A 21,292-nucleotide genomic window follows, 5' to 3' on the forward strand; every position below is an offset into this window, starting at 1 on the left:
CCATACCTATAGGGCGCAACCCGCCCCGGATCGCCTCCACACCCGGGCGTCAGCGGCGCCTACGCGTCCGGCTCACCCGGGCGGCCTTGGCCCGCTTGGCCGCGAAGCGCACCCCGCCGGGGCTCTCGCCGACCTCCACCCGGACCACCGTGGACAGGGGGTCGACCACTCCCTCGCCGACGTGGAGCACTGAGGTTTTCACCACACCGAGCTTGCTGAGTGCGGTCTTCGCGGAGACCAGCTCCTCCTCGGCCGTGTCGCCCTTGAGCGCCAGCATCTCGCCGTAGGGGCGCAGCAGCGGCACGCCCCAGCCGGCCAGCCGGTCCAGCGGGGCGACCGCCCGCGCCGTGACCACGTGGACCGGCTGGACCTTGCCCAGCACTTCCTCGGCCCGGCCGCGCACGACCGTGACGTGGTCCAGCCCCAGCAGCTCGACGGCTTCCTGGAGGAAGGTCGTGCGGCGCAGCAGCGGCTCCAGCAGGGTGATCTTGAGGTCCCGCCGGACCAGGGCGAGCGGGATACCGGGCAGACCCGCCCCGGAGCCCACGTCGCACACGGTGACACCGGCGGGCACCACCTCGGAGAGCACCGCACAGTTCAGCAGGTGCCGCTCCCACAGCCGGGGAACCTCACGAGGGCCGATGAGGCCTCGTTTGACGCCCGCGTCCGCGAGCAGCTCCGCATACCGCACAGCTTCCGGGAAAAATTCACCGAACACCGCGCGGGCCTCTTCGGGCGCCGGGGGTAGCTCAGCTGCCTCCGTCACGGGGACCGTCCTTCCGTACAGAACCGCTCACGCCAAAACCGTGGTCGTTCAACTGCCAGGCTTACAAACATCGGCCCCGCCTGCGACACAGGCGGGGCCGACTCACAGCATTCCGGATCAGGCCGGAAGCACAACGACGAAGCGCTGCGGCTCCTCGCCCTCGGACTCGCTCTTGAGGCCCGCGGCCGCCACGGCGTCGTGGACGACCTTGCGCTCGAAGGGAGTCATCGGGGCCAGCTTCAGCGGCTCGCCCGAGGCCTTCACATCCGCGGCGGCCTGGGCGCCCACGGCCGCCAGCTCCGCGCGCTTCTTCGCCCGGAAGCCCGCGATGTCCAGCATCAGCCGGCTGCGGTCCCCGGTCTCCCGGTGCACCGCGAGGCGGGTCAGCTCCTGGAGGGCCTCCAGGACCTCACCGTCCCGCCCGACGAGCTTCTGCAGGTCGCGGCCGCCCGAGTCGCTGACGATCGACACCGAGGCGCGGTCCGCCTCGACGTCCATGTCGATGTCGCCGTCCAGGTCGGCGATGTCCAGCAGCCCCTCAAGGTAGTCGGCCGCGATCTCGCCCTCCTGCTCGAGGCGGGTGAGGGTGTCGCCACTCTCAGCGGCGGTGGTGGTGCCTTCCGTCACGGGAGGGACTCCTTCTACTTCTTGGAGGGCTTGCTGGGGGGCGTCTGGCGCTTCGACTTCGGCTGCCGCTTGGGCTGCTGCCGCTTCGTCGCGACACCGCCGCTCGCCGCGTCCGCGTCCGCGGTGGCCTCGGAGCTCCTGATCACGGAGCCGTCGGGCTGGGCGGCCATGCCCTGCTTCGACAGCGCGGTGATGAACTTGCGCTCGTTGTCGTTGCGGTCCGGGCCCTTGGCCACGATGGCCGCGACGATCTTCTTCTTGCCCCGGCCCTTGACGTTCCCGTGGGTGGAGACGTGCTTCAGGAGACGGGTCAGGTACTGGTCCTGCGCCTTGCTGCCCGGCGTCGGGTTCTGGTTGATCACGTACATCTGCTGGCCCATGGTCCACACGTTGGTGGTCAGCCAGTAGACGAGGACACCGACGGGGAAGTTGATGCCCATGAAGGCGAAGATCAGCGGGAAGATGTACATCAGCATCTTCTGCTGCTGCATGAACGGCGTCTTGACCGAGAGGTCGACGTTCTTCTGCATCAGCTGGCGCTGGGTGTAGAACTGCGACAGCGACATCATGACGATCATGACGGCGGTCACGATGCGCACGTCGGTGATCGAGGCGTTGAGGCCCGCGACCTTCTCGCTGCTGTCCATGAACTTGGCGGCCAGCGGCGCGCCGAAGATGTGCGCCTGGCGGGCGCTCTCCAGCAGCGACTGGTTGATCACGCCGATGGTCTTGCCGTTGGCGATGGCCGCGAGCACGTGGTAGAGCGCGAAGAAGAACGGGGACTGCGCCAGGATGGGAAGGCACGAGGAGAGCGGGTTGGTGCCCGTCTCCTTGTACAGCTTCATCATCTCTTCGGACTGACGCTGCTTGTCGTTCTTGTAGCGCTCCTGGATCGCCTTCATCTTCGGCTGGAGCGCCTGCATGCCGCGCGTTGCCTTGATCTGCTTGACGAAGAGCGGGATCAGGCAGATGCGGATCAGGACCACCAGGGACACGATGGACAGGCCCCAGGCCCATCCACTGTCCGCACCGAAGATCGCCCCGTACAGCTTGTGGAACTGGACGATGACCCACGACACGGGTGTGGTGATAAAGCTGAACAGACTGGCAATCGTGTCCACTAATCAGGCTCCTTGAGCATTGCGAGATCTACGCAACGCACTGCGCAGCTGCTCGTGCCAACGCGGGCGTTTACGGGGTGGGACGTAGTCGACACCACCCGGGGACCACGGGTTGCACCGCAGGATCCGCCAGGCGGTCAGAAACGTCCCCTTCACCGCACCATGCCGGTCGATGGCCGTGAACCCGTAGCGCGAACACGACGGGTAATAGCGGCACACCGGCCCGAGCAGCGGACTGATCGTCCACTGGTACAGCTTGATCAAAGCGAGCAGCGGGTACTTCATCGAGCCACGCCTCCCAGCAGCCGCCCGAGGGCGGCGTCCAGGTCGCGGGCCAGCTCGTCCACGCCGGCGTCGGCCGCTCCGGGCAGGGCCCGCACCACCACCAGGCTACCGGCGGGCAGCCGGTCCAGACGGTCGCGGACGAGGTGCCGCAGACGGCGCTTCACCCGGTTCCGGACGACCGCGACACCGACGGCCTTGCTGACGACGAAACCCGCACGCGGCGAGGGAACAGTCTCCCCCGGCTCGTGCGGGTCCGTGGCACCGCTGGTACGTAGGTGGACGACGAGGAGCGGGCGACCTGCCCGGCGACCTCGGCGCACCGCGCTCGCGAAGTCCTCGCGCCGCCTCAGCCGATTCTCGGGAGACAGCACGACGTCACGACCTGCGCGTTGTTACGCGGAGAGGGCGGAGCGGCCCTTGCTGCGGCGGTTCGCCAGGATGGCGCGGCCGGCGCGGGTACGCATACGCAGACGGAAGCCGTGGGTCTTGGCACGACGGCGGTTGTTCGGCTGGAAGGTGCGCTTGCTCACTCGGGGGCTCCAGAGAATGAATCGTTGTGGCGGTACATCGCCTGGCTGTCACCGTGCGCCCACGAGGAAACTCGCGTGTTCGCCCGAGTGGACACCGCTAAACGATCACAAATAGTGATCTTCGCCCATCGGTAGGCAGGCGGCAGCAGCCATCGACAACTCGACCTCGCTACGGTACGCGGGGCTACGCCATCCGGTCAAACCGAGCGTCCCCTGCCCCACACTGTGCACAGGCTGTGGACAACGACTTGAACCGCACCCACCGGCCTGACTACCGTTGCCTGATCCCTGTTTTTTGTCCCGACCGTCCCAAAGAACCACACATTCGTGGGACGAGGGACCTGTGAGAGAGCGTGCTCTGTGGCTGACGTACCTGCCGATCTTGCCGCAGTGTGGCCACGCGTGCTCGAGAAGCTGCTCGGGGAGGGTCAGCAGGGGATCGAGCCGAAGGACAAGCAGTGGGTGGAGCGCTGCCAGCCACTGGCCCTCGTCGCCGACACCGCCCTGCTCGCCGTCCCCAACGAATGGGGCAAGCGGGTACTGGAGGGCCGCCTCGCCCCGCTGATCAGCGACGCCCTCAGCCGCGAGTGCGGCCGCCCGATCCGGATCGCCATCACCGTGGACGACTCCGCCGGCGAGCCCGCGCCCCCCTCCCCGTCCGCCTCCCCCTCCCGCGAGGCCTACGAGCCGTACGGCGGCCCCCGCCCCGGCGGCGGCCCCGGCGAGGAGCAGCTGCCCACCGCCCGCCCCGCGTACCCGGAGTACCAGCAGCCGCGCCCCGAGCCCGGCGCGTGGCCCCGCGGCGGCCAGGACGACTACGGCTGGCAGCAGCAGCGCTTCCCCGAGCGCGACCCCTACGCCTCCCCCCAGCCCGGCTACCTCCAGCAGCCGGAGGCCGGCGGCTACGAGCAGGGCGGCTACGAACAGCAGAAGTACGAGCAGGGCGGCTACGAACAGCAGAAGTACGAGCAGGGCGGCTACGAGCAGCAGAAGTACGAGCCCCAGAAGTACGAGCAGCAGAAGTACGAGCAGCAGTCCTACGACCAGCCCTCGTACGAGCCGTCCCCGCCCCGCCCGGCCCCCGGCCGGCCGACGCCCGCGCCGCCGCCGTCGGCCCCGTCCGGCGGATCCACCTCGGGCCCGCTGGAGCCGACCGCACGGCTGAACCCCAAGTACCTCTTCGACACCTTCGTCATCGGTGCCTCCAACCGCTTCGCGCACGCCGCGGCGGTGGCCGTGGCCGAGGCACCGGCGAAGGCGTACAACCCGCTGTTCATCTACGGCGAGTCGGGCCTCGGCAAGACGCACCTGCTGCACGCCATCGGGCACTACGCGCGGAGCCTCTACCCCGGCACGCGGGTGCGGTACGTGAGCTCGGAGGAGTTCACCAACGAGTTCATCAACTCCATCCGCGACGGCAAGGGCGACGCCTTCCGCAAGCGCTACCGCGAGATGGACATCCTCCTCGTCGACGACATCCAGTTCCTGGCGAGCAAGGAGTCGACGCAGGAGGAGTTCTTCCACACCTTCAACACCCTCCACAACGCCAACAAGCAGATCGTGCTCTCCTCCGACCGGCCGCCCAAGCAGCTCGTCACCCTGGAAGACCGGCTCCGCAACCGCTTCGAGTGGGGCCTGATCACCGACGTCCAGCCGCCCGAGCTGGAGACCCGGATCGCGATCCTGCGCAAGAAGGCCGTCCAGGAGCAGCTCAACGCGCCGCCGGAGGTACTGGAGTTCATCGCCTCCCGGATCTCGCGCAACATCCGCGAGCTGGAGGGGGCGCTGATCCGGGTGACGGCGTTCGCGAGCCTCAACCGGCAGCCGGTGGACCTGGGCCTGACCGAGGACGTCCTCAAGAACCTGATCCCGGGCGGCGAGGACAGCGCGCCCGAGATCACCGCCGCCGACATCATGGCGGCCACCGCGGACTACTTCGGGCTGACCGTGGACGACCTGTGCGGATCCTCGCGGAGCCGGGTGCTGGTGACGGCTCGGCAGATCGCCATGTACCTGTGCCGGGAACTGACGGACCTGTCACTGCCGAAGATCGGAGCCCAGTTCGGCGGCCGCGACCACACCACCGTCATGCACGCCGACCGCAAGATCCGCGCCCTGATGGCGGAACGGCGCTCCATCTACAACCAGGTCACGGAGCTCACCAACCGCATCAAGAACGGCTGAGGAGGGCCCCCGGCCGGCGCGTCAGGGGCCTCTCGACCCCCGCACAGGGCGCTCCCGGATCCCACCGGGGGCGCCCTTCGTCGTCCGTGCGCCCCAGCTCTGTTCGAATACGCCCCCTGGAGCGGCAGTTGTCCACAGATTCCCCAACTTTCTTCCGTCCACAGCCTGAGGACAGTGACCCTCGCCCACAATCTGTCCACAGGGATGGCTGGTGAGGACCCATCAGCCCAGGTCAGGCGGGTGTGGAATTGTGCGCAAGCAACATCCACAGGCTGTGGACAGAAAAATCATCCACAGGCTCATCCACGCCTCCGTCCACCACTGACTCACAGGTTCCGGCATCCTGTGCACAGGTTCCCGACGGTTCTCCACACGGTTGTCCACTGTTCGGCAACCAGCCCCCTCCGATCACCGCCACGAGTGAAAGCGGTCACACGGATGTCGACGTTTGGGCTGTGGACTTCTGGGGAAAAACTGGGGACACACCTGTGGAGTAGTGAGGCTCCCCTGGGGACGGCCTGTGCAGAACTTTGCTTTCTCCACAGAGACACCGTGTTGTCCACCGGTGCCACCCACAGGGTGTGGGGATAAAAAACCGTGGTTGACCTGCAGAAACGAGCTTTTCCACCGTTTCCACAGGCCCTACTACTACCCCCATAGACAGTTAGCGTGGATTCGGTTTTCAAGCAGGTCCTGTGCACAACTCGTCGGACGGCCGCCCCGACGCCTCGCTCCCGACTTGACCGCCAGCCGCAACGACTGTCGGCGCCGTACGTCAGACTGGTCCCCGGCATCGGTCGAGGCATCGACGACCGACGACGAAGGCCGGCAGACGAGCGAGCAACAGCAGGAGGCGGTTCCGGTGAAGATCCGGGTGGAGCGCGACGTACTCGCGGAGGCGGTGGCCTGGGCCGCACGCAGCCTCCCGGCCCGGCCGCCGGTCCCCGTCCTCGCGGGCCTGCTGCTCAAGGCCGAGGAGGGCACCCTGTCCCTCTCCGGCTTCGACTACGAGGTCTCGGCCCGCGTCTCGGTCGAGGCGGACGTGGAGGAGGACGGCACCGTCCTCGTCTCGGGCCGGCTCCTCGCCGACATCTGCCGCGCCCTCCCCAACCGTCCGGTGGAGATTTCCACAGACGGTGTACGGGCGACCGTGGTCTGCGGCTCCTCCCGGTTCACACTCCACACCCTGCCTGTGGAGGAATACCCGGCCCTGCCGCAGATGCCCACCGCCACCGGCACCGTTCCCGGTGAGGTCTTCGCCTCCGCCGCCGCCCAGGTGGCCATCGCCGCCGGCCGTGACGACACGCTGCCCGTGCTGACCGGCGTCCGCATCGAGATCGAGGGCGACCGCGTCACCCTGGCCTCCACCGACCGCTACCGCTTCGCGGTCCGCGAGTTCCTGTGGAAGCCGGAGAACCCGGACACCTCGGCCGTGGCCCTGGTGCCCGCCAAGACCCTCCTCGACACCGCCAAGTCCCTGACCAGCGGTGACACCGTCAGCCTGGCGCTCTCCAGCTCCGGCCAGGGCGAGGGCCTCATCGGCTTCGAGGGCGCGGGCCGCCGCACCACCACCCGGCTGCTCGAGGGCGACCTGCCGAAGTACCGCACGCTCTTCCCGACGGAGTTCAACTCGGTCGCCGTGATCGAGACCGCCCCGTTCGTCGAGGCCGTCAAGCGCGTGGCCCTGGTCGCCGAGCGCAACACCCCGGTCCGCCTCAGCTTCGAGCAGGGCGTCCTCATCCTGGAGGCCGGGTCCAGCGACGATGCACAGGCTGTGGAGCGCGTCGACGCGACCCTGGAGGGCGACGACATCTCGATCGCCTTCAACCCGACCTTCCTGCTCGACGGCCTGAGCGCGATCGACTCGCCGGCCGCCCAGCTCAGCTTCACCACCTCGACCAAGCCCGCCCTGCTCAGCGGCCGTCCCGCGGTGGACGCCGAGGCGGACGAGGCCTACAAGTACCTGATCATGCCGGTCCGCCTCTCCGGCTGACGCCCTTCCGGTACGCCGGCACCGGGCCCGGAACCGCAGCAGCCGGTTCCGGGCCCGGCGCCGTGCGGAGCGGCCTCCCGCCACGCCCCGGCGTAGGCTCGGACCCGGCGGGCGACCCAGGAGAAAACGGCCGGAAACCACCGGTCCCGGGGGAGCCCCGATACAGACGGCCCCAACGCTTAAGGAACCCACCTGATGGAGCTCGGTCTCGTCGGTCTCGGCAAGATGGGCGGCAACATGCGCGAGCGCATCCGCCGCGCAGGCCACACCGTCATCGGATACGACCGCAACCCGGACCTCGCCGATGTCCACAGCCTGCGGGAGCTTGTGGACAGCCTCCAGGCCCCCCGCGTGGTGTGGGTCATGGTCCCGGCCGGCGCCGCGACGCAGTCCACCGTGGACGAGCTGGCGGAGCTGCTCTCCCCCGGCGACATCGTGGTCGACGGCGGCAACTCCCGCTGGACGGACGACGAGAAGCACGCCAAGGAGCTGGAGGCCAAGGGCATCGGCTTCGTCGACTGCGGCGTCTCCGGCGGCGTCTGGGGCCTGGAGAACGGCTACGCGCTGATGTACGGCGGCGACGAGAAGCACGTCGCGGCCGTCCAGCCGGTCTTCGACGCCCTCAAGCCCGAGGGTGACTTCGGTGCCGTGCACGCGGGCAAGGTCGGCGCCGGCCACTTCGCGAAGATGGTCCACAACGGCATCGAGTACGCGATGATGCAGGCCTACGCCGAGGGCTGGGAGCTCCTGGAGAAGGTGGACTCGGTCACCGACGTCCGCGAGGTCTTCCGGTCCTGGCAGGAGGGGACGGTCATCCGCTCCTGGCTGCTGGACCTCGCCGTCAACGCGCTGGACGAGGACGAGCACCTCGAAGGCCTCAAGGGCTTCGCCCAGGACTCGGGCGAGGGCCGCTGGACCGTCGAGGCGGCGATCGACAACGCGGTGCCGCTCCCGGCGATCACCGCCTCGCTCTTCGCCCGCTTCGCGTCCCGGCAGGACGACTCGCCGCAGATGAAGATGATCGCGGCGCTGCGCAACCAGTTCGGCGGCCACGCGGTCGAGAAGAAGTAACCGCACCACAGCACCACACAGCACAGCAGCAGGAAGCCGGGGGAGGTCGGCGCCGTATGCACGTCTCGCATCTCTCGTTGGCCGACTTCCGCTCGTACGCCCGGGCCGAGGTACCCCTCGCCCCGGGCGTCACGGCTTTCGTGGGCCCCAACGGCCAGGGCAAGACCAACCTGGTCGAGGCCATCGGCTACCTGGCCACCCTGGGCAGCCACCGGGTCTCCTCCGACGCCCCGCTCGTGCGCATGGGCGCCGACCGGGCCGTCATCCGGGCCGCCGTCACCCAGGGCGAACGCCAGCAGCTGGTCGAGCTGGAGCTCAACCCGGGCCGCGCCAACCGGGCCCGCATCAACAGGTCCTCCCAGGTCAGGCCCCGGGACGTGCTGGGGATCGTACGGACCGTGCTGTTCGCCCCCGAGGACCTGGCGCTGGTCAAGGGCGACCCCGGCGAGCGGCGCCGGTTCCTGGACGAGCTGGTCACCGCCCGCTCCCCGCGCATGGCGGCCGTCCGGTCCGACTACGAGCGGGTCCTCAAGCAGCGCAACACCCTGCTGAAGTCGGCGGCGATGGCCCGCCGGCACGGCGGCCGGTCCATGGACCTTTCCACCCTCGACGTGTGGGACCAGCACCTCGCCCGCGCGGGCGCCGAGCTGCTCGCCCACCGGCTGGACCTGATCGCGACCCTGCTCCCGCTGGCCGACAAGGCCTACGAGCAGCTCGCGCCCGGCGGCGGCCCGCTCGGGCTGGCCTACAAGGCCTCCGCGGGAGAGGCGGTCGACCGCGGCGGGGCCCGTACCCGCGAGGCGCTCTACGAGGTGCTGCTGGCGGCCCTGTCCGAGGTGCGCAAGCAGGAGATCGAACGCGGGGTCACCCTGGTCGGGCCGCACCGCGACGACGTGCTCCTGCGCCTCGGCGACCTTCCGGCCAAGGGGTACGCCAGCCACGGCGAGTCCTGGTCGTACGCGCTGGCGCTGCGGCTGGCCTCGTACGAGCTGCTGCGCGCGGAGGGCAACGAACCGGTGCTGATCCTGGACGACGTCTTCGCGGAGCTCGACGCCCGTCGCCGCGAGCGGCTCGCGGAACTGGTGGCTCCGGGCGAGCAGGTCCTCGTGACGGCGGCGGTGGACGACGATGTTCCGGACGTGCTGACGGGGACGCGGTACGCGGTGTCCGGCGGTGAGGTGACCCGGCTGTGAACGACGGCGAGCAGCAGAAGCGGAAGGCTCCGGAGCCCTCCGGAGTGGACCTGGCCCGGCAGGCCCTGGCGGCCGCGCGCGAGCAGGCGCGGGCCCGTGGCAACGCGGTGGGCGGCCGGAAGCGCCAGCAGCAGCCGGGCCTGCGGTCCGGCGCGCGCGCCGACGGACGGGACCCGATGCCGCTGATGGCGGCGCTGGACCGGCTGCGCACCGAGCGCGGATGGGAGATGCCGATCGCGGTCGCCGGGGTGATGGAGCGGTGGGCCGACATCGTCGGCCCGGAGATCGCCGCGCACTGCGAACCGGAACGGTACGAGGACCGCGAGCTGCTGGTCCGCTGCGATTCCTCCGCGTGGGCCGCGCAGCTGAAGCTGCTCGCGCCGCAGCTGGTGGCGCGGCTGAACGCCGATCTCGGGCAGGGGACCGTGCGGCTGATCAAGGTGCAGGGGCCCGGGGGGCGGCCTAAGCGGCACGGGCCGCTGCGCGCGCCCGGTAGTTCCGGTCCCGGGGACACCTGGGGGTAGAGCCCGGCTGCGCCGGGACCTGGGGCTCCGCCCCGGGCCCCGCGCCTCAAACGCCGGCGAGGCTGCTTTCGCCCGGCGGGGCCGGATCTCGTCCGGTGGCGCCGGAGTACGCCGGTCCCGCTGCGCGGGGTCCCGGAATGCGGCGTCCCTCACGGTAGCCGTGGGTTGACAGGCCGAAGCGCTGGATGCCCGTGTGAGCCTCTTTGAGCCCCTCCCCGGATATGGGGAGTCGGACAGAGGAGGTTCAGGGCGGCACATGCGGACTCAGGCACCGGCAAACCCCCACTCATGTCAGTGGTACCGGTAGACTGGAGACAATCCCGCCCGATCGCGGGATCACGCAGACAACGCAGATCGACGCGGCCGCTCCCGCCGGCGCACTTGCTGGTCCGGAGTACGGGCTGCGCTGTGCCAGAAAGGGCGCTTCGTGGCCGATTCCGGCGACTCCAACGAGAAGAATTACGACGCCAGTGCGATCCAGGTCCTCGAGGGCCTGGACGCGGTCCGCAAGCGGCCGGGTATGTACATCGGCTCGACGGGTGAGCGTGGTCTGCACCACCTCGTCTACGAGGTCGTCGACAACTCGGTCGACGAGGCGCTGGCCGGGCACGCGGACACCATCGACGTCACGATCCTCCCCGACGGCGGGGTGCGCGTCGTCGACAACGGCCGCGGCATCCCGGTCGGCATCGTGCCGTCCGAGGGGAAGCCGGCCGTCGAGGTCGTCCTGACCGTGCTGCACGCGGGAGGCAAGTTCGGCGGCGGCGGCTACGCCGTCTCCGGCGGTCTGCACGGCGTCGGCGTCTCCGTCGTGAACGCGCTGTCGACCAAGGTCGCGGTCGAGGTCAAGACGGACGGCCACCGCTGGACCCAGGACTACAAGCTGGGCGTGCCCACGGCCCCGCTGGCCAAGAACGAGGAGACCGACGAGACCGGTACGTCGGTGACGTTCTGGGCCGACGGCGACATCTTCGAGACCACCGAGTACTCCTTCGAGACGCTGTCGAGGCGCTTCCAGGAGATGGCCTTCCTCAACAAGGGCCTGACCCTGACGCTGACCGACGAACGCGAGTCGGCCAAGGCCACCGTCGGCGCGGACGACCCCGACGCGGACGCGGCCGAGCCCACCGCGCGCACGGTGAAGTACTACTACGAGGGCGGCATCGTCGACTTCGTGAAGTACCTCAACTCGCGCAAGGGCGAGCTGATCCACCCGACCGTCATCGACGTCGAGGCCGAGGACAAGGAGCGCATGCTCTCGGTCGAGATCGCGATGCAGTGGAACTCGCAGTACACGGAGGGTGTCTACTCCTTCGCGAACACGATCCACACGCACGAGGGCGGCACCCACGAAGAGGGCTTCCGCGCGGCGCTGACCGGCCTGGTCAACCGCTACGCGCGGGACAAGAAGCTGCTCCGCGAGAAGGACGACAACCTCGCCGGCGAGGACATCCGCGAGGGTCTGACGGCGATCATCTCGGTCAAGCTGGGCGAGCCCCAGTTCGAGGGCCAGACCAAGACCAAGCTGGGCAACACGGAGGCCAAGACCTTCGTGCAGAAGGTGGTCCACGAGCACCTCAGCGACTGGTTCGACCGCAACCCGGTCGAGGCGGCGGACATCATCCGCAAGTCGATCCAGGCGGCCACGGCCCGCGTCGCGGCCCGCAAGGCCCGCGACCTGACCCGCCGCAAGGGCCTGCTGGAGAGCGCCTCGCTGCCGGGCAAGCTCTCGGACTGCCAGTCGAACGACCCGACCAAGTGCGAGATCTTCATCGTCGAGGGTGACTCCGCCGGCGGCAGCGCGAAGTCCGGCCGCAACCCGATGTACCAGGCGATCCTGCCCATCCGCGGCAAGATCCTGAACGTCGAGAAGGCCCGGATCGACAAGATCCTCCAGAACACCGAGGTCCAGGCGCTGATCAGCGCCTTCGGCACCGGTGTGCACGAGGACTTCGACATCGAGAAGCTCCGCTATCACAAGATCATCCTGATGGCGGACGCCGACGTCGACGGCCAGCACATCAACACCCTGCTGCTGACCTTCCTCTTCCGCTTCATGCGTCCGCTGGTCGAGGCCGGGCACGTCTACCTGTCCCGCCCGCCGCTCTACAAGATCAAGTGGGGCCGCGACGACTTCGAGTACGCGTACTCGGACCGCGAGCGCGACGCCCTGGTCGAGCTCGGCAAGCAGAACGGCAAGCGCATCAAGGAAGACTCGATCCAGCGCTTCAAGGGTCTGGGCGAGATGAACGCCGAGGAGCTGCGCGTCACCACCATGGACGTGGACCACCGCGTGCTCGGCCAGGTCACGCTGGACGACGCGGCGCAGGCCGACGACCTGTTCTCGGTGCTGATGGGTGAGGACGTCGAAGCGCGGCGCTCCTTCATCCAGCGCAACGCCAAGGACGTCCGCTTCCTCGACATCTGAGTCGGCCTCCGCTGACCGCCCGAAAGGACTTCTGACCGGCAATGGCCGACGAAACCACCCCCACCGCAGAGAATCCCGCGGAGGAGCAGCCCGTGCTGCGCATCGAGCCCGTCGGGCTCGAGACGGAGATGCAGCGCTCCTACCTCGACTACGCGATGTCCGTCATCGTCTCGCGCGCGCTGCCCGACGTGCGGGACGGCCTCAAGCCCGTCCACCGCCGCGTGCTGTACGCGATGTACGACGGCGGCTACCGGCCCGAGAAGGGCTTCTACAAGTGCGCCCGCGTCGTCGGCGACGTCATGGGCACCTACCACCCGCACGGTGACTCCTCGATCTACGACGCCCTGGTCCGCCTGGCCCAGCCGTGGTCGATGCGCATGCCGCTGGTGGACTCCAACGGCAACTTCGGCTCCCCGGGCAACGACCCGGCGGCCGCCATGCGGTACACCGAGTGCAAGCTCATGCCGCTGGCCATGGAGATGCTCCGGGACATCGACGAGGAGACCGTCGACTTCACGGACAACTACGACGGCCGCAACCAGGAGCCGACGGTCCTGCCGGCGCGCTTCCCGAACCTGCTGGTGAACGGCAGCGCCGGTATCGCGGTCGGCATGGCCACCAACATCCCGCCGCACAACCTGCGCGAGGTCGCGGCCGGCGCCCAGTGGGCGCTGGAGCACCCCGAGGCCACGCACGAGGAGCTCCTCGACGCACTGCTGGAGCGCATCAAGGGCCCCGACTTCCCGTCGGGCGCGCTGGTCGTGGGCCGCAAGGGCATCGAGGAGGCGTACCGGACCGGCCGCGGCTCCATCACGATGCGCGCGGTGGTCGAGGTCGAGGAGATCCAGAACCGCCAGTGCCTGGTGGTCACGGAGCTCCCGTACCAGACCAACCCGGACAACCTGGCGCAGAAGATTGCCGACCTGGTCAAGGACGGCAAGATCGGCGGCATCGCCGACGTCCGCGACGAGACCTCGTCCCGGACCGGCCAGCGCCTGGTGATCGTGCTCAAGCGCGACGCCGTCGCCAAGGTCGTGCTGAACAACCTCTACAAGCACACCGACCTGCAGACGAACTTCGGCGCGAACATGCTGGCGCTGGTGGACGGGGTGCCGCGCACCCTGTCGATCGACGCGTTCATCCGCCACTGGGTGCAGCACCAGATCGAGGTCATCGTCCGCCGTACGCGCTTCCGCCTGCGCAAGGCGGAGGAGCGGGCCCACATCCTGCGCGGTCTGCTCAAGGCGCTGGACGCCATCGACGAGGTCATCGCCCTCATCCGGCGCAGCAACACCGTCGAGATCGCGCGCGAGGGCCTGATGGGCCTCCTGGAGATCGACGAGATCCAGGCCAACGCCATCCTGGAGATGCAGCTGCGCCGCCTCGCGGCCCTGGAGCGCCAGAAGATCGTCGCCGAGCACGACGAGCTCCAGGCGAAGATCAACGAGTACAACGCGATCCTGGCCTCGCCGGAGAAGCAGCGCTCGATCGTCAGCGAGGAACTGGCGGCGATCGTCGAGAAGTACGGCGACGACCGGCGCTCCAAGCTGGTGCCGTTCGACGGCGACATGTCCATCGAGGACCTGATCGCCGAAGAGGACATCGTCGTCACCATCACGCACGGCGGCTACGTCAAGCGCACCAAGACCGAGGACTACCGCTCGCAGAAGCGCGGCGGCAAGGGCGTGCGCGGCACCAAGCTGAAGCAGGACGACCTGGTCGACCACTTCTTCGTCTCCACCACCCACCACTGGCTGCTGTTCTTCACCAACAAGGGCCGCGTCTACCGGTCCAAGGCGTACGAGCTCCCGGACGCCGGCCGCGACGCGCGCGGGCAGCACGTGGCGAACCTGCTGGCCTTCCAGCCGGACGAGAAGATCGCCCAGATCCTCGCGATCCGCGACTACGAGGCGGCGCCCTACCTGATCCTGGCCACCAAGGGCGGCCTGGTGAAGAAGACGGCGCTCAAGGACTACGACTCGCCGCGTTCGGGCGGTGTCATCGCCATCAACCTCCGGGAGACCGAGGACGGCAGCGACGACGAGCTGATCGGCGCCGAACTGGTCTCCGCCGAGGACGACCTGCTGCTCATCAGCAAGAAGGCGCAGTCCATCCGCTTCACGGCGACGGACGACGCGCTGCGCCCGATGGGCCGCGCCACCTCCGGCGTGAAGGGCATGAGCTTCCGCGAGGGTGACGAACTGCTGTCGATGAGCGTTGTCCGGCCGGGTACGTTCGTGTTCACCGCGACCGACGGCGGCTACGCCAAGCGGACCGCGGTGGACGAGTACCGCGTCCAGGGCCGTGGCGGTCTGGGCATCAAGGCCGCCAAGATCGTGGAGGACCGCGGCTCGCTCGTCGGCGCGCTGGTGGTGGACGAATCGGACGAGATCCTCGCCATCACGCTCGGCGGCGGTGTGATCCGTACGCGCGTCAACGAAGTCAGGGAGACGGGCCGTGACACCATGGGCGTCCAGCTGATCAACCTGGGCAAGCGGGATGCCGTGGTGGGCATCGCCCGCAACGCCGAGGCCGGTCAGGAAGCTGACGAGGTCGACGAGATCGAGACAGGGATCGAGGCCGCGGCAGCCGAGGGAACGGCCGTCGAGGCCGCCGGGGGCGAAGCGTCCCCGGATCGGGAGCACGAGGAGTAAGTCGTGAGTGGAGCCACGGGCGCCGGACCGGCCAAGACTGGAGCGAACGGTGCCCGTGGCCCGGCCGCGGACTCCAAGGGCGGGGAGACCCCCGCCGAGGGCAGGGGGGGAACCGTGACGGACACCCGAGGACCGCAGTCCGAGCCGCAGGCGAAGCCGCAGTCCGGGTCGAAGCAGAAGCAGAAGCCCGCCGCGGACGAGGCCGAGGCCAAGGTCAAGGCCAAGGACGCGGCCGGGCAGCCCTACCGTCCCCCGCAGGCGTACGCGGCGCCCAAGAAGCCGGGTGTGCAGCGGGGGCCCGTTCCGGGGACCCGTACGACGCCCCGGACGCGCAAGGCGCGGCTGCGGGTGGCCAAGGCCGACCCGTGGTCGGTGATGAAGGTCAGCTTCCTGCTGTCCATCGCGCTCGGCATCTGCACGATCGTGGCGTCGGTGGTGCTGTGGATGGTCATGGACGCCATGGGCATCTTCTCGACCGTCGGCGGCACCATCAGCGAGGCCACCGGCTCGAACGAGGGCAACGGGTTCGACCTCCAGTCGTTCCTGTCGCTGCCGCGCGTGCTGATCTTCACCTCGGTCATCGCGGTGATCGACGTCGTGCTGATGACCGCCCTGGCGACGCTGGGCGCGTTCATCTACAACCTGTCGGCGGGCTTCGTGGGCGGCGTGGAGCTCACGCTGGCCGAGGACGAATGACCGCCGACTGACCTGCGGGAAAGCCCCGGAGGAACGGATTTGGGTTCCACTGCGTCTGTGCGCTAATCTTCAGGAGTCAGCGCGCAGGCGCGGAGGGGCTATAGCTCAGTTGGTTAGAGCGCATCCCTGATAAGGATGAGGCCACAGGTTCAAATCCTGTTAGCCCCACAGTGAAAGAGACCCCCAGGCCCCCGGGCCTGGGGGTCTTCTTCGTTGCGCCGTCCGGGGGGCTCCCAGATAACCGATCGGTATCGGTCGGTGTGTATTGTTGGCGCCCAGAAGTCCCCAACGTCAACGAAAGACGAGGTCGCGCGGTGAAGAAGCTGCTCCTGGTCGCACTGGCCGCCATCGGCGGGCTCCTCGTGTACCGCCAGATCCAGGCGGACCGCGCCGAGCAGGACCTGTGGACGGAGGCTACCGACTCCGTGCCTTCCGGTTCCGGCGTGTGAGCCCCACGTTTGATCTCATGAAGCCCCGGCTGCCGCTGCAGTCGGGGCTTCGTGCTGTCCGGGCCGCGTTACTCGCCGGGGCCCTGGGGGCGGCGCTCTGGCCCGCCGGGAACGCCCTGGCGGCCCCCGGGGCGGCCCCGCGGCAGCTGCCGGAGTACCGCACGGCCGACGGGGCGCGGCGGATCGAGGGGAAGCCCTCCACGGCGGACGCCCCGCTGCTGGAGGCCGGCGCGGTGTACGAGGACGTCCTGGCGCCGGGCGAGCGGGTGTACCGGCTCAACCTGGACGCGGCCTCCAGCGTGTACGTCTCCGCGGTGCTGCACCCGCCGGCCGGGACGGCGGCCGGGTACGGGGACGGCCTGGAGGTCGAGCTCATGACCACCGCCGGCCGCTCCTGCCCCGGCAACCCCGGCCGGGCGGCGTTCGGTTACGACGCGGTCCCGCTCGGGGCGGTGGGGCAGCGGCTGCTCGCGGAGGACGCCGAGTGCCAGGCGGCCGGGACGTACTACGCGAAGGTGACCCGCAGCGCCGCCGGGAAGGACTCCCCGCGGGCCGCCTGGCCGCTGGAGCTCCAGGTGCGGCGGGAGCCGGCCCCGGCCGCCGGGACCGCCCCGACGGCGGCGCCGAGCGCGTGGCCCTCGGCCTCCCCGGTGCTGCCGGGCACCGACCCCGTCCCGCGCGGCGGGGGCACCGGATTCAACGACGCGCGGGCGCTGGACGCGGGGGTGTGGCGGGACGAACTGCGGCCCGGGCAGACGCGGTTCTACCGGGTGCCGCTGGACTGGGGGCGGCAGCTCGGGATCGGCGCCGAGATCGCGAAGGCCCGGATGACGAAGGAGTACGGCTCGGCGTCGGACGGGCTCACCGTCGCGCTGTACAGCCCGTACCGGGGGCCGGTGGACTCGAAGGACACCCCGTACGACGGGAAGCAGGCGGCGGTCACCCTGCCGAGGACCGCGCCGGTGGCGTACGGGAACCGGTTCGCCGACGCGGCGGCGGTGCGGGCCGTGCGGGTGGCCGGCTGGTACTACGTCGCGGTCACGCTGGGCGGGAAGGTCGGGGAGTTCACCGAGGACGCCGCCGCGGTGCCGTTGACGCTGCGCGTGGAGGTGACGGGTGGCGGTGCGGGCGGCGGGGCGCCGGCGTACCGGGAGAGCCTGGCGGCGGCCGGGTTCGGGGTCGGGGAGGCCGAGCGGGGCGCGGCGCGGGAGGGGCTGACGGCTTCGGAGGCGGCGGCCGCGCGGGAGGACCACCGGTTCGCGATGCGGGTCGTCGCGGGGGCGGGGTTCGGGACGGGGGCGGTGTTGTCGCTGGTGCTGGGGGGCTGGGTGCTGCTGGCGCGGCGGGGGAGGCGTTGAGTTCCGCCGGGGGTGGTGCGGGTGCGGGGTGCCCGCGGTCCTCAGAGGCGGGTCAGGGCCCAGGTGCCGGTCGCGAAGCAGAGCAGGGCGGCCGTGAGGAGGGCCGCGGTGACCTTCGGGCCGGGCGGGGGGACGCGGCGCGGGGCGGCCGGGGGCGGGGCCGGGGGTGCCAGGTGGAAGCCGGTCGTGTCCGGGGCCGGGGTCCGGACCGGGGAGCCGCCGCGTACCGGGGGCGCCTGTGCGGCGGGCGGCGTCACGGGGCCCTGCGGGGTGTAGCCCGGGGGGAGGGGGGACAGGTGGTCGAAGATTTCCACCGGTTCCTCGTCCGCGGCGGGGGCGGGGAGCAACTGGACTGCCTCGGCAAGGGCCTTGCGCGCCCCTGTGGCGGTCCGGAACCGGTTCGCGGGGTTCGGGTGCAGGAGGTTGGCGATGACGTCCCACAGGGGCGCCGGGACGCCTTCAGGGGCCTCGGGGACGCCGTGGACGGGAAAGTGTTCGAGCAGGGCCCGGGAATCGGGCTTGCGGCCCGTCAGCAGGTACAGGGCGACCAGCCCGACGGCGAAGAGGTCGGCGGGGAAGTCCGGCTCGGCGCCGCGCAGTTGTTCCGGAGCGAAGTAGCCCGGGGTGCCGACCGCCAGGCCCGTCTCGGTCAGCCTGGGCTCGCCCTTGCGCAGGGAGATCCCGAAGTCGGAGAGCCGCAGGTGCGGCCGCCCCTTCCCGGTGGCCTCCAGCAGGAGGTTGGCGGGTTTGACGTCGCGGTGGACGACGCCCTCCGCGTGCACCGCCGCCAGCCCCGACAGGAGCTGGTCGAGCAGGAGGCACGCGAAGCGGGGCGGCAACGGCCCGTAGTCCGCGACCACATGGGCCAGGGAGCCGCCGCCGACCAGGTCCATCGTGAGCAGGACCTCGTCGTCGTCGGCCGCCCATCCGGAGGGGGTCAGGACGTGCGGGTGGTCGATGCGCAGGGCCTGTTCGCGCACGAACCTCAGGAGCATGGGGGCGTCGGTCCGCAGGAGCACCTTCGCCGCGACGTAGCGGCCCCGGCGCCGGTCCCAGGCCCGCCAGACGGCGCCCGCGCCGCCCTGCCCGATCGGGTCCACCAGCTCGTACCGGCCGGCGAAGAGCTCGCCCATCGCTGTGCCCGTCCCCCCGTTCCGTCCCCCGTCGCCCCCCGGCGCGTCAGTTCTGGTGGGCCTCGTAGTGGGCCACCGCCTCCGCCGTGCGCCCGGCGCCGTACACCCGGAGGAACTCGGCCAGTTCGGGGTGGCTGGGGGCGAGGGCGTCGGCCGCGTCGATGATGTCGCCGGCCGCCGAGACCGACCGCAGCAGCGACTGGATCTCGCGGACCACCCGCTTGACGGTGGGGGCGCCGGAACTCGTGGTGGTCTGGCCGCTGTTGCTGAGGACGGAGCCTCCCTGGGTGTTCTTGATCTCGTCCATCCGGTCGGTGGCCTCGCCCGCGCTGACGCTGCCGTCCGCCACCTGCCCGGCGAGGTCCTGGAGGGCCTGCACCCGCTGGACGACGGCGGGGTTCCCGATCTTGGCGCGCTGCCCGCTCATCAGCTGGGACAGCATCGGCGCCGACAGCCCGAGGACAGCAGCGAGGCGAGCCTGGTTCAGACCGAGGTCATCTATGAGCCGTCGGAACAGGGCGCCGAGCGGCTCCCCGTACCAACTGCGCTGAAGCTCCCGGGCTCTGGCGGTGGCCTCTTGCTGTACTGCGTCCACGCTTACTACTCCCCTTCGCTGGTGCGAACCTCGCGAGCATCTTACGGAGCGTGGTCGCGGGGCGGGAGTCCCCATCATTTTGCGGGATGTGGGGGTGCACCGGGTACTCTGTCCTGCGGAACGGACACTCCTCCCCGGGGGGAGGGCCCGCGTCCGGACGCACGGGGCCTTAGCTCAGTTGGTAGAGCGCTGCTTTTGCAAGGCAGATGTCAGGAGTTCGAATCTCCTAGGCTCCACTTCACGAGACCCCCTGACCTGCGAAAACGCCGGTCAGGGGGTCTTTTGCGTCCCCCGGACGGCCCTGTCGCGGGGCCGCCCGGCCGCCCTTGGACGAGAGTGGGAGGAGGTACGCACCCAGGTACCGCCCAGGGGGCACCCACACCACGCCGGAGGCGCACGCAGATGGGACTCTTCGACTTCCTCAAGCACGACAAGAAGAAGCAGCAGGAGCAGACCGAGCAGCAGGCGGCCGCTCCGGGCGCGGGCGCCGCCGCGCCGACGCCCTCCGACATGGGCTCGAAGTACACCGACGCGGCGGCGGCCACCAAGGCGGCCGCCGAGCGGATGGCGGCCGCGGCCCCGCCCACGGCGGCCGCGGCGCCGAAGTCGGCCATGCCGCCGAAGGCCGGAGCGGGACAGGTCCGGCCGCACACCGGGGCGGCCGAGCCCAGCGACCTGTCGGCCGCGCACAAGGCGGTACCGGTGCCGCCGAAGCCGGCGCCGGCGGCCAAGAAGCGCACGTACACGGTCAAGCCGGGGGACTCGCTCTCCGCGATCGCCCGCCGCGAGCTCGGCAACGAGGCCCGCTGGCGCGAGCTGTACGCCCTGAACCGGGGCGTGATCGGCGCCAACCCCGATCTCGTCCACCCAGGGCAGGTGCTGACGCTGCCCAGCTGAGCGGGCGCCGGACGGTACGCGCGGAAGGGGCCCGGATCCTGGTGGATCCGGGCCCCTTCCGTGGTGTGCGCGCCCGAGCGGACGGGCTCAGTGCGCGCCGTTCTCCTTCTCCTTGGCCGCCAGTTCGTCGTCGAAGTTCGCCGGTGCGGAGTCCTGCGCCGACAGCTCGGTGGCGGCCGGCGGCTCCACGAGCCAGTCCGGGTTCGACTGCCGGTCCCACCACTTCCAGGCCGCGAACGCCCCGCCGGCCAGGAGGCCGACGAGCGCGACCCCCTTGAACATCCGCGCGCACTTCGCGCGCCGTTCGGCGCGCCGCACCAGCCGCTGCACGTCCTGCACGGAGACCTGTCCGCGCAGCGCGGCCAAGGCGGCCATGGACCGGTTCGAGGCCTCCTCCGCGACGGGGTGGGCGGCGGCGAGGGCGCTCTCCAGGCGCGGCGCCGTGTAGTCGACGGCGTGCCGGCAGGCCTGCCGCGTCTGGTGGACGGCCTTGGTGGCGGCCCGGTCCACGTTCGGCGGCAGGTGCGTGCGGGCCGCCGTCATCCGTGGGTGCAGATGGGTGTCGTAGGCGGCGCGGGCCTGTTGGGACGCCTGGTTGGCGGCGGACGAGACCTTCGGGGCCAGCCGCGCGTTCGCCTCCTGGGCGTAGTGGACGGCCGCGTCCCTGGCGGTCCCCGCATAGGGTGCCACCACTTCCGCCGCGTGCCTCATCGCGTCCCTGGCGTTCTCGGCGGCCAGGCTCACGCTGTCCTTGCGGGTCACGGGATCCTCCTCCTCGGTGGCGGACA

The 21,292-nt window shown here is 70.4% G+C and carries 20 protein-coding genes and 2 tRNA genes; 13 read left to right on the plus strand and 9 right to left on the minus strand.

Features of this window, described 5'->3' with window-relative positions; all coding sequences use genetic code 11:
• Positions 1 to 49: 49 nt before the first annotated feature.
• The 6 genes from rsmG to rpmH form a co-directional block, all read right to left on the minus strand.
• Positions 50 to 766, minus strand: coding sequence for a 16S rRNA (guanine(527)-N(7))-methyltransferase RsmG (gene rsmG, locus ACFY0O_RS04225; protein ID WP_358891475.1), 717 nt, complete (start codon positions 764 to 766; stop codon positions 50 to 52).
• Positions 767 to 883: 117 nt separating this feature from the next.
• On the minus strand, positions 884 to 1,393 hold the full coding sequence (locus tag ACFY0O_RS04230; protein ID WP_388942592.1) for a protein jag: 510 nt from the start codon (positions 1,391 to 1,393) through the stop codon (positions 884 to 886).
• A gap of 14 nt (positions 1,394 to 1,407) precedes the next feature.
• A complete protein-coding gene (yidC, locus tag ACFY0O_RS04235) occupies positions 1,408 to 2,514 on the minus strand; it encodes a membrane protein insertase YidC (protein ID WP_358891473.1) in 1,107 nt (368 codons plus the stop codon).
• Positions 2,515 to 2,517: 3 nt separating this feature from the next.
• Positions 2,518 to 2,799 carry a membrane protein insertion efficiency factor YidD gene (yidD, locus tag ACFY0O_RS04240; RefSeq protein WP_388942595.1) on the minus strand — a complete coding sequence of 94 codons (282 nt, stop codon included), beginning with the start codon at positions 2,797 to 2,799 and terminating at the stop codon, positions 2,518 to 2,520.
• Entirely contained in the window at positions 2,796 to 3,170 is a 375-nt protein-coding gene (rnpA, locus tag ACFY0O_RS04245; protein ID WP_358891472.1) for a ribonuclease P protein component, read from the minus strand. The genes yidD and rnpA overlap by 4 nt, the downstream gene beginning before the upstream one ends.
• A 21-nt stretch (positions 3,171 to 3,191) precedes the next feature.
• Complete coding sequence (rpmH, locus tag ACFY0O_RS04250; protein WP_007265229.1) at positions 3,192 to 3,329, minus strand: 50S ribosomal protein L34; 138 nt, start codon at positions 3,327 to 3,329, stop codon at positions 3,192 to 3,194.
• A gap of 402 nt (positions 3,330 to 3,731) precedes the next feature.
• On the opposite strand from rpmH, the gene dnaA reads away from it, so the two are divergent.
• The 11 genes from dnaA (at position 3,732) to ACFY0O_RS04305 (ending at position 17,879) form a co-directional block, all read left to right on the plus strand.
• Positions 3,732 to 5,513 carry a chromosomal replication initiator protein DnaA gene (gene dnaA, locus ACFY0O_RS04255; RefSeq protein WP_388942598.1) on the plus strand — a complete coding sequence of 594 codons (1,782 nt, stop codon included), beginning with the start codon at positions 3,732 to 3,734 and terminating at the stop codon, positions 5,511 to 5,513.
• Between the two features lie 862 nt (positions 5,514 to 6,375).
• Positions 6,376 to 7,506 carry a DNA polymerase III subunit beta gene (dnaN, locus tag ACFY0O_RS04260; RefSeq protein ID WP_358891470.1) on the plus strand — a complete coding sequence of 377 codons (1,131 nt, stop codon included), beginning with the start codon at positions 6,376 to 6,378 and terminating at the stop codon, positions 7,504 to 7,506.
• Positions 7,507 to 7,701: 195 nt separating this feature from the next.
• On the plus strand, positions 7,702 to 8,577 hold the full coding sequence (gnd, locus tag ACFY0O_RS04265; RefSeq protein WP_388942601.1) for a phosphogluconate dehydrogenase (NAD(+)-dependent, decarboxylating): 876 nt from the start codon (positions 7,702 to 7,704) through the stop codon (positions 8,575 to 8,577).
• A 56-nt stretch (positions 8,578 to 8,633) separates the two neighbouring features.
• The gene (recF, locus tag ACFY0O_RS04270; protein WP_388942604.1) at positions 8,634 to 9,770 is read left to right on the plus strand and encodes a DNA replication/repair protein RecF; all 1,137 of its coding nucleotides are present in this window, start codon (positions 8,634 to 8,636) and stop codon (positions 9,768 to 9,770) included.
• Positions 9,767 to 10,294 (plus strand): DUF721 domain-containing protein, encoded by a 528-nt coding sequence (locus ACFY0O_RS04275; protein ID WP_388942607.1) that lies wholly within the window; start codon positions 9,767 to 9,769, stop codon positions 10,292 to 10,294. The genes recF and ACFY0O_RS04275 overlap by 4 nt, the downstream gene beginning before the upstream one ends.
• Positions 10,295 to 10,700: 406 nt before the next feature.
• Complete coding sequence (gene gyrB, locus ACFY0O_RS04280) at positions 10,701 to 12,722, plus strand: DNA topoisomerase (ATP-hydrolyzing) subunit B (protein WP_388943433.1); 2,022 nt, start codon at positions 10,701 to 10,703, stop codon at positions 12,720 to 12,722.
• Positions 12,723 to 12,763: 41 nt separating this feature from the next.
• A complete protein-coding gene (gyrA, locus tag ACFY0O_RS04285) occupies positions 12,764 to 15,376 on the plus strand; it encodes a DNA gyrase subunit A (RefSeq protein ID WP_358891466.1) in 2,613 nt (870 codons plus the stop codon).
• A 3-nt stretch (positions 15,377 to 15,379) separates the two neighbouring features.
• A complete protein-coding gene (locus ACFY0O_RS04290) occupies positions 15,380 to 16,072 on the plus strand; it encodes a DUF3566 domain-containing protein (protein WP_388942610.1) in 693 nt (230 codons plus the stop codon).
• Between the two features lie 94 nt (positions 16,073 to 16,166).
• Positions 16,167 to 16,240, plus strand: a tRNA-Ile gene (locus tag ACFY0O_RS04295).
• A gap of 146 nt (positions 16,241 to 16,386) precedes the next feature.
• Entirely contained in the window at positions 16,387 to 16,521 is a 135-nt protein-coding gene (locus ACFY0O_RS04300; RefSeq protein ID WP_208809277.1) for a DLW-39 family protein, read from the plus strand.
• Between the two features lie 17 nt (positions 16,522 to 16,538).
• On the plus strand, positions 16,539 to 17,879 hold the full coding sequence (locus tag ACFY0O_RS04305) for a hypothetical protein (protein WP_388942613.1): 1,341 nt from the start codon (positions 16,539 to 16,541) through the stop codon (positions 17,877 to 17,879).
• A gap of 41 nt (positions 17,880 to 17,920) precedes the next feature.
• Here ACFY0O_RS04305 and ACFY0O_RS04310 read toward each other — a convergent pair whose 3' ends face one another.
• Positions 17,921 to 19,012, minus strand: a complete 1,092-nt coding sequence (locus tag ACFY0O_RS04310; RefSeq protein ID WP_388942615.1) for a serine/threonine-protein kinase — start codon at positions 19,010 to 19,012, stop codon at positions 17,921 to 17,923.
• A 46-nt stretch (positions 19,013 to 19,058) separates the two neighbouring features.
• Positions 19,059 to 19,607 (minus strand): helix-turn-helix domain-containing protein, encoded by a 549-nt coding sequence (locus ACFY0O_RS04315; RefSeq protein ID WP_388942618.1) that lies wholly within the window; start codon positions 19,605 to 19,607, stop codon positions 19,059 to 19,061.
• A gap of 163 nt (positions 19,608 to 19,770) precedes the next feature.
• Here ACFY0O_RS04315 and ACFY0O_RS04320 point away from each other — a divergent pair.
• Together ACFY0O_RS04320 and ACFY0O_RS04325 are read left to right on the plus strand one after the other, a co-directional pair.
• Positions 19,771 to 19,843 (plus strand) — tRNA-Ala (locus ACFY0O_RS04320).
• A 166-nt stretch (positions 19,844 to 20,009) separates the two neighbouring features.
• Positions 20,010 to 20,504 carry a LysM peptidoglycan-binding domain-containing protein gene (locus ACFY0O_RS04325; protein WP_388942620.1) on the plus strand — a complete coding sequence of 165 codons (495 nt, stop codon included), beginning with the start codon at positions 20,010 to 20,012 and terminating at the stop codon, positions 20,502 to 20,504.
• Positions 20,505 to 20,591: 87 nt separating this feature from the next.
• Here ACFY0O_RS04325 and ACFY0O_RS04330 read toward each other — a convergent pair whose 3' ends face one another.
• Positions 20,592 to 21,266, minus strand: a complete 675-nt coding sequence (locus ACFY0O_RS04330; protein ID WP_388942622.1) for a DUF5324 family protein — start codon at positions 21,264 to 21,266, stop codon at positions 20,592 to 20,594.
• Between the last annotated feature and the right edge of the window lie 26 nt (positions 21,267 to 21,292).

It is taken from the genome of Streptomyces sp. NPDC001594 (assembly GCF_042893675.1).
GTDB lineage: Bacteria > Actinomycetota > Actinomycetes > Streptomycetales > Streptomycetaceae > Streptomyces.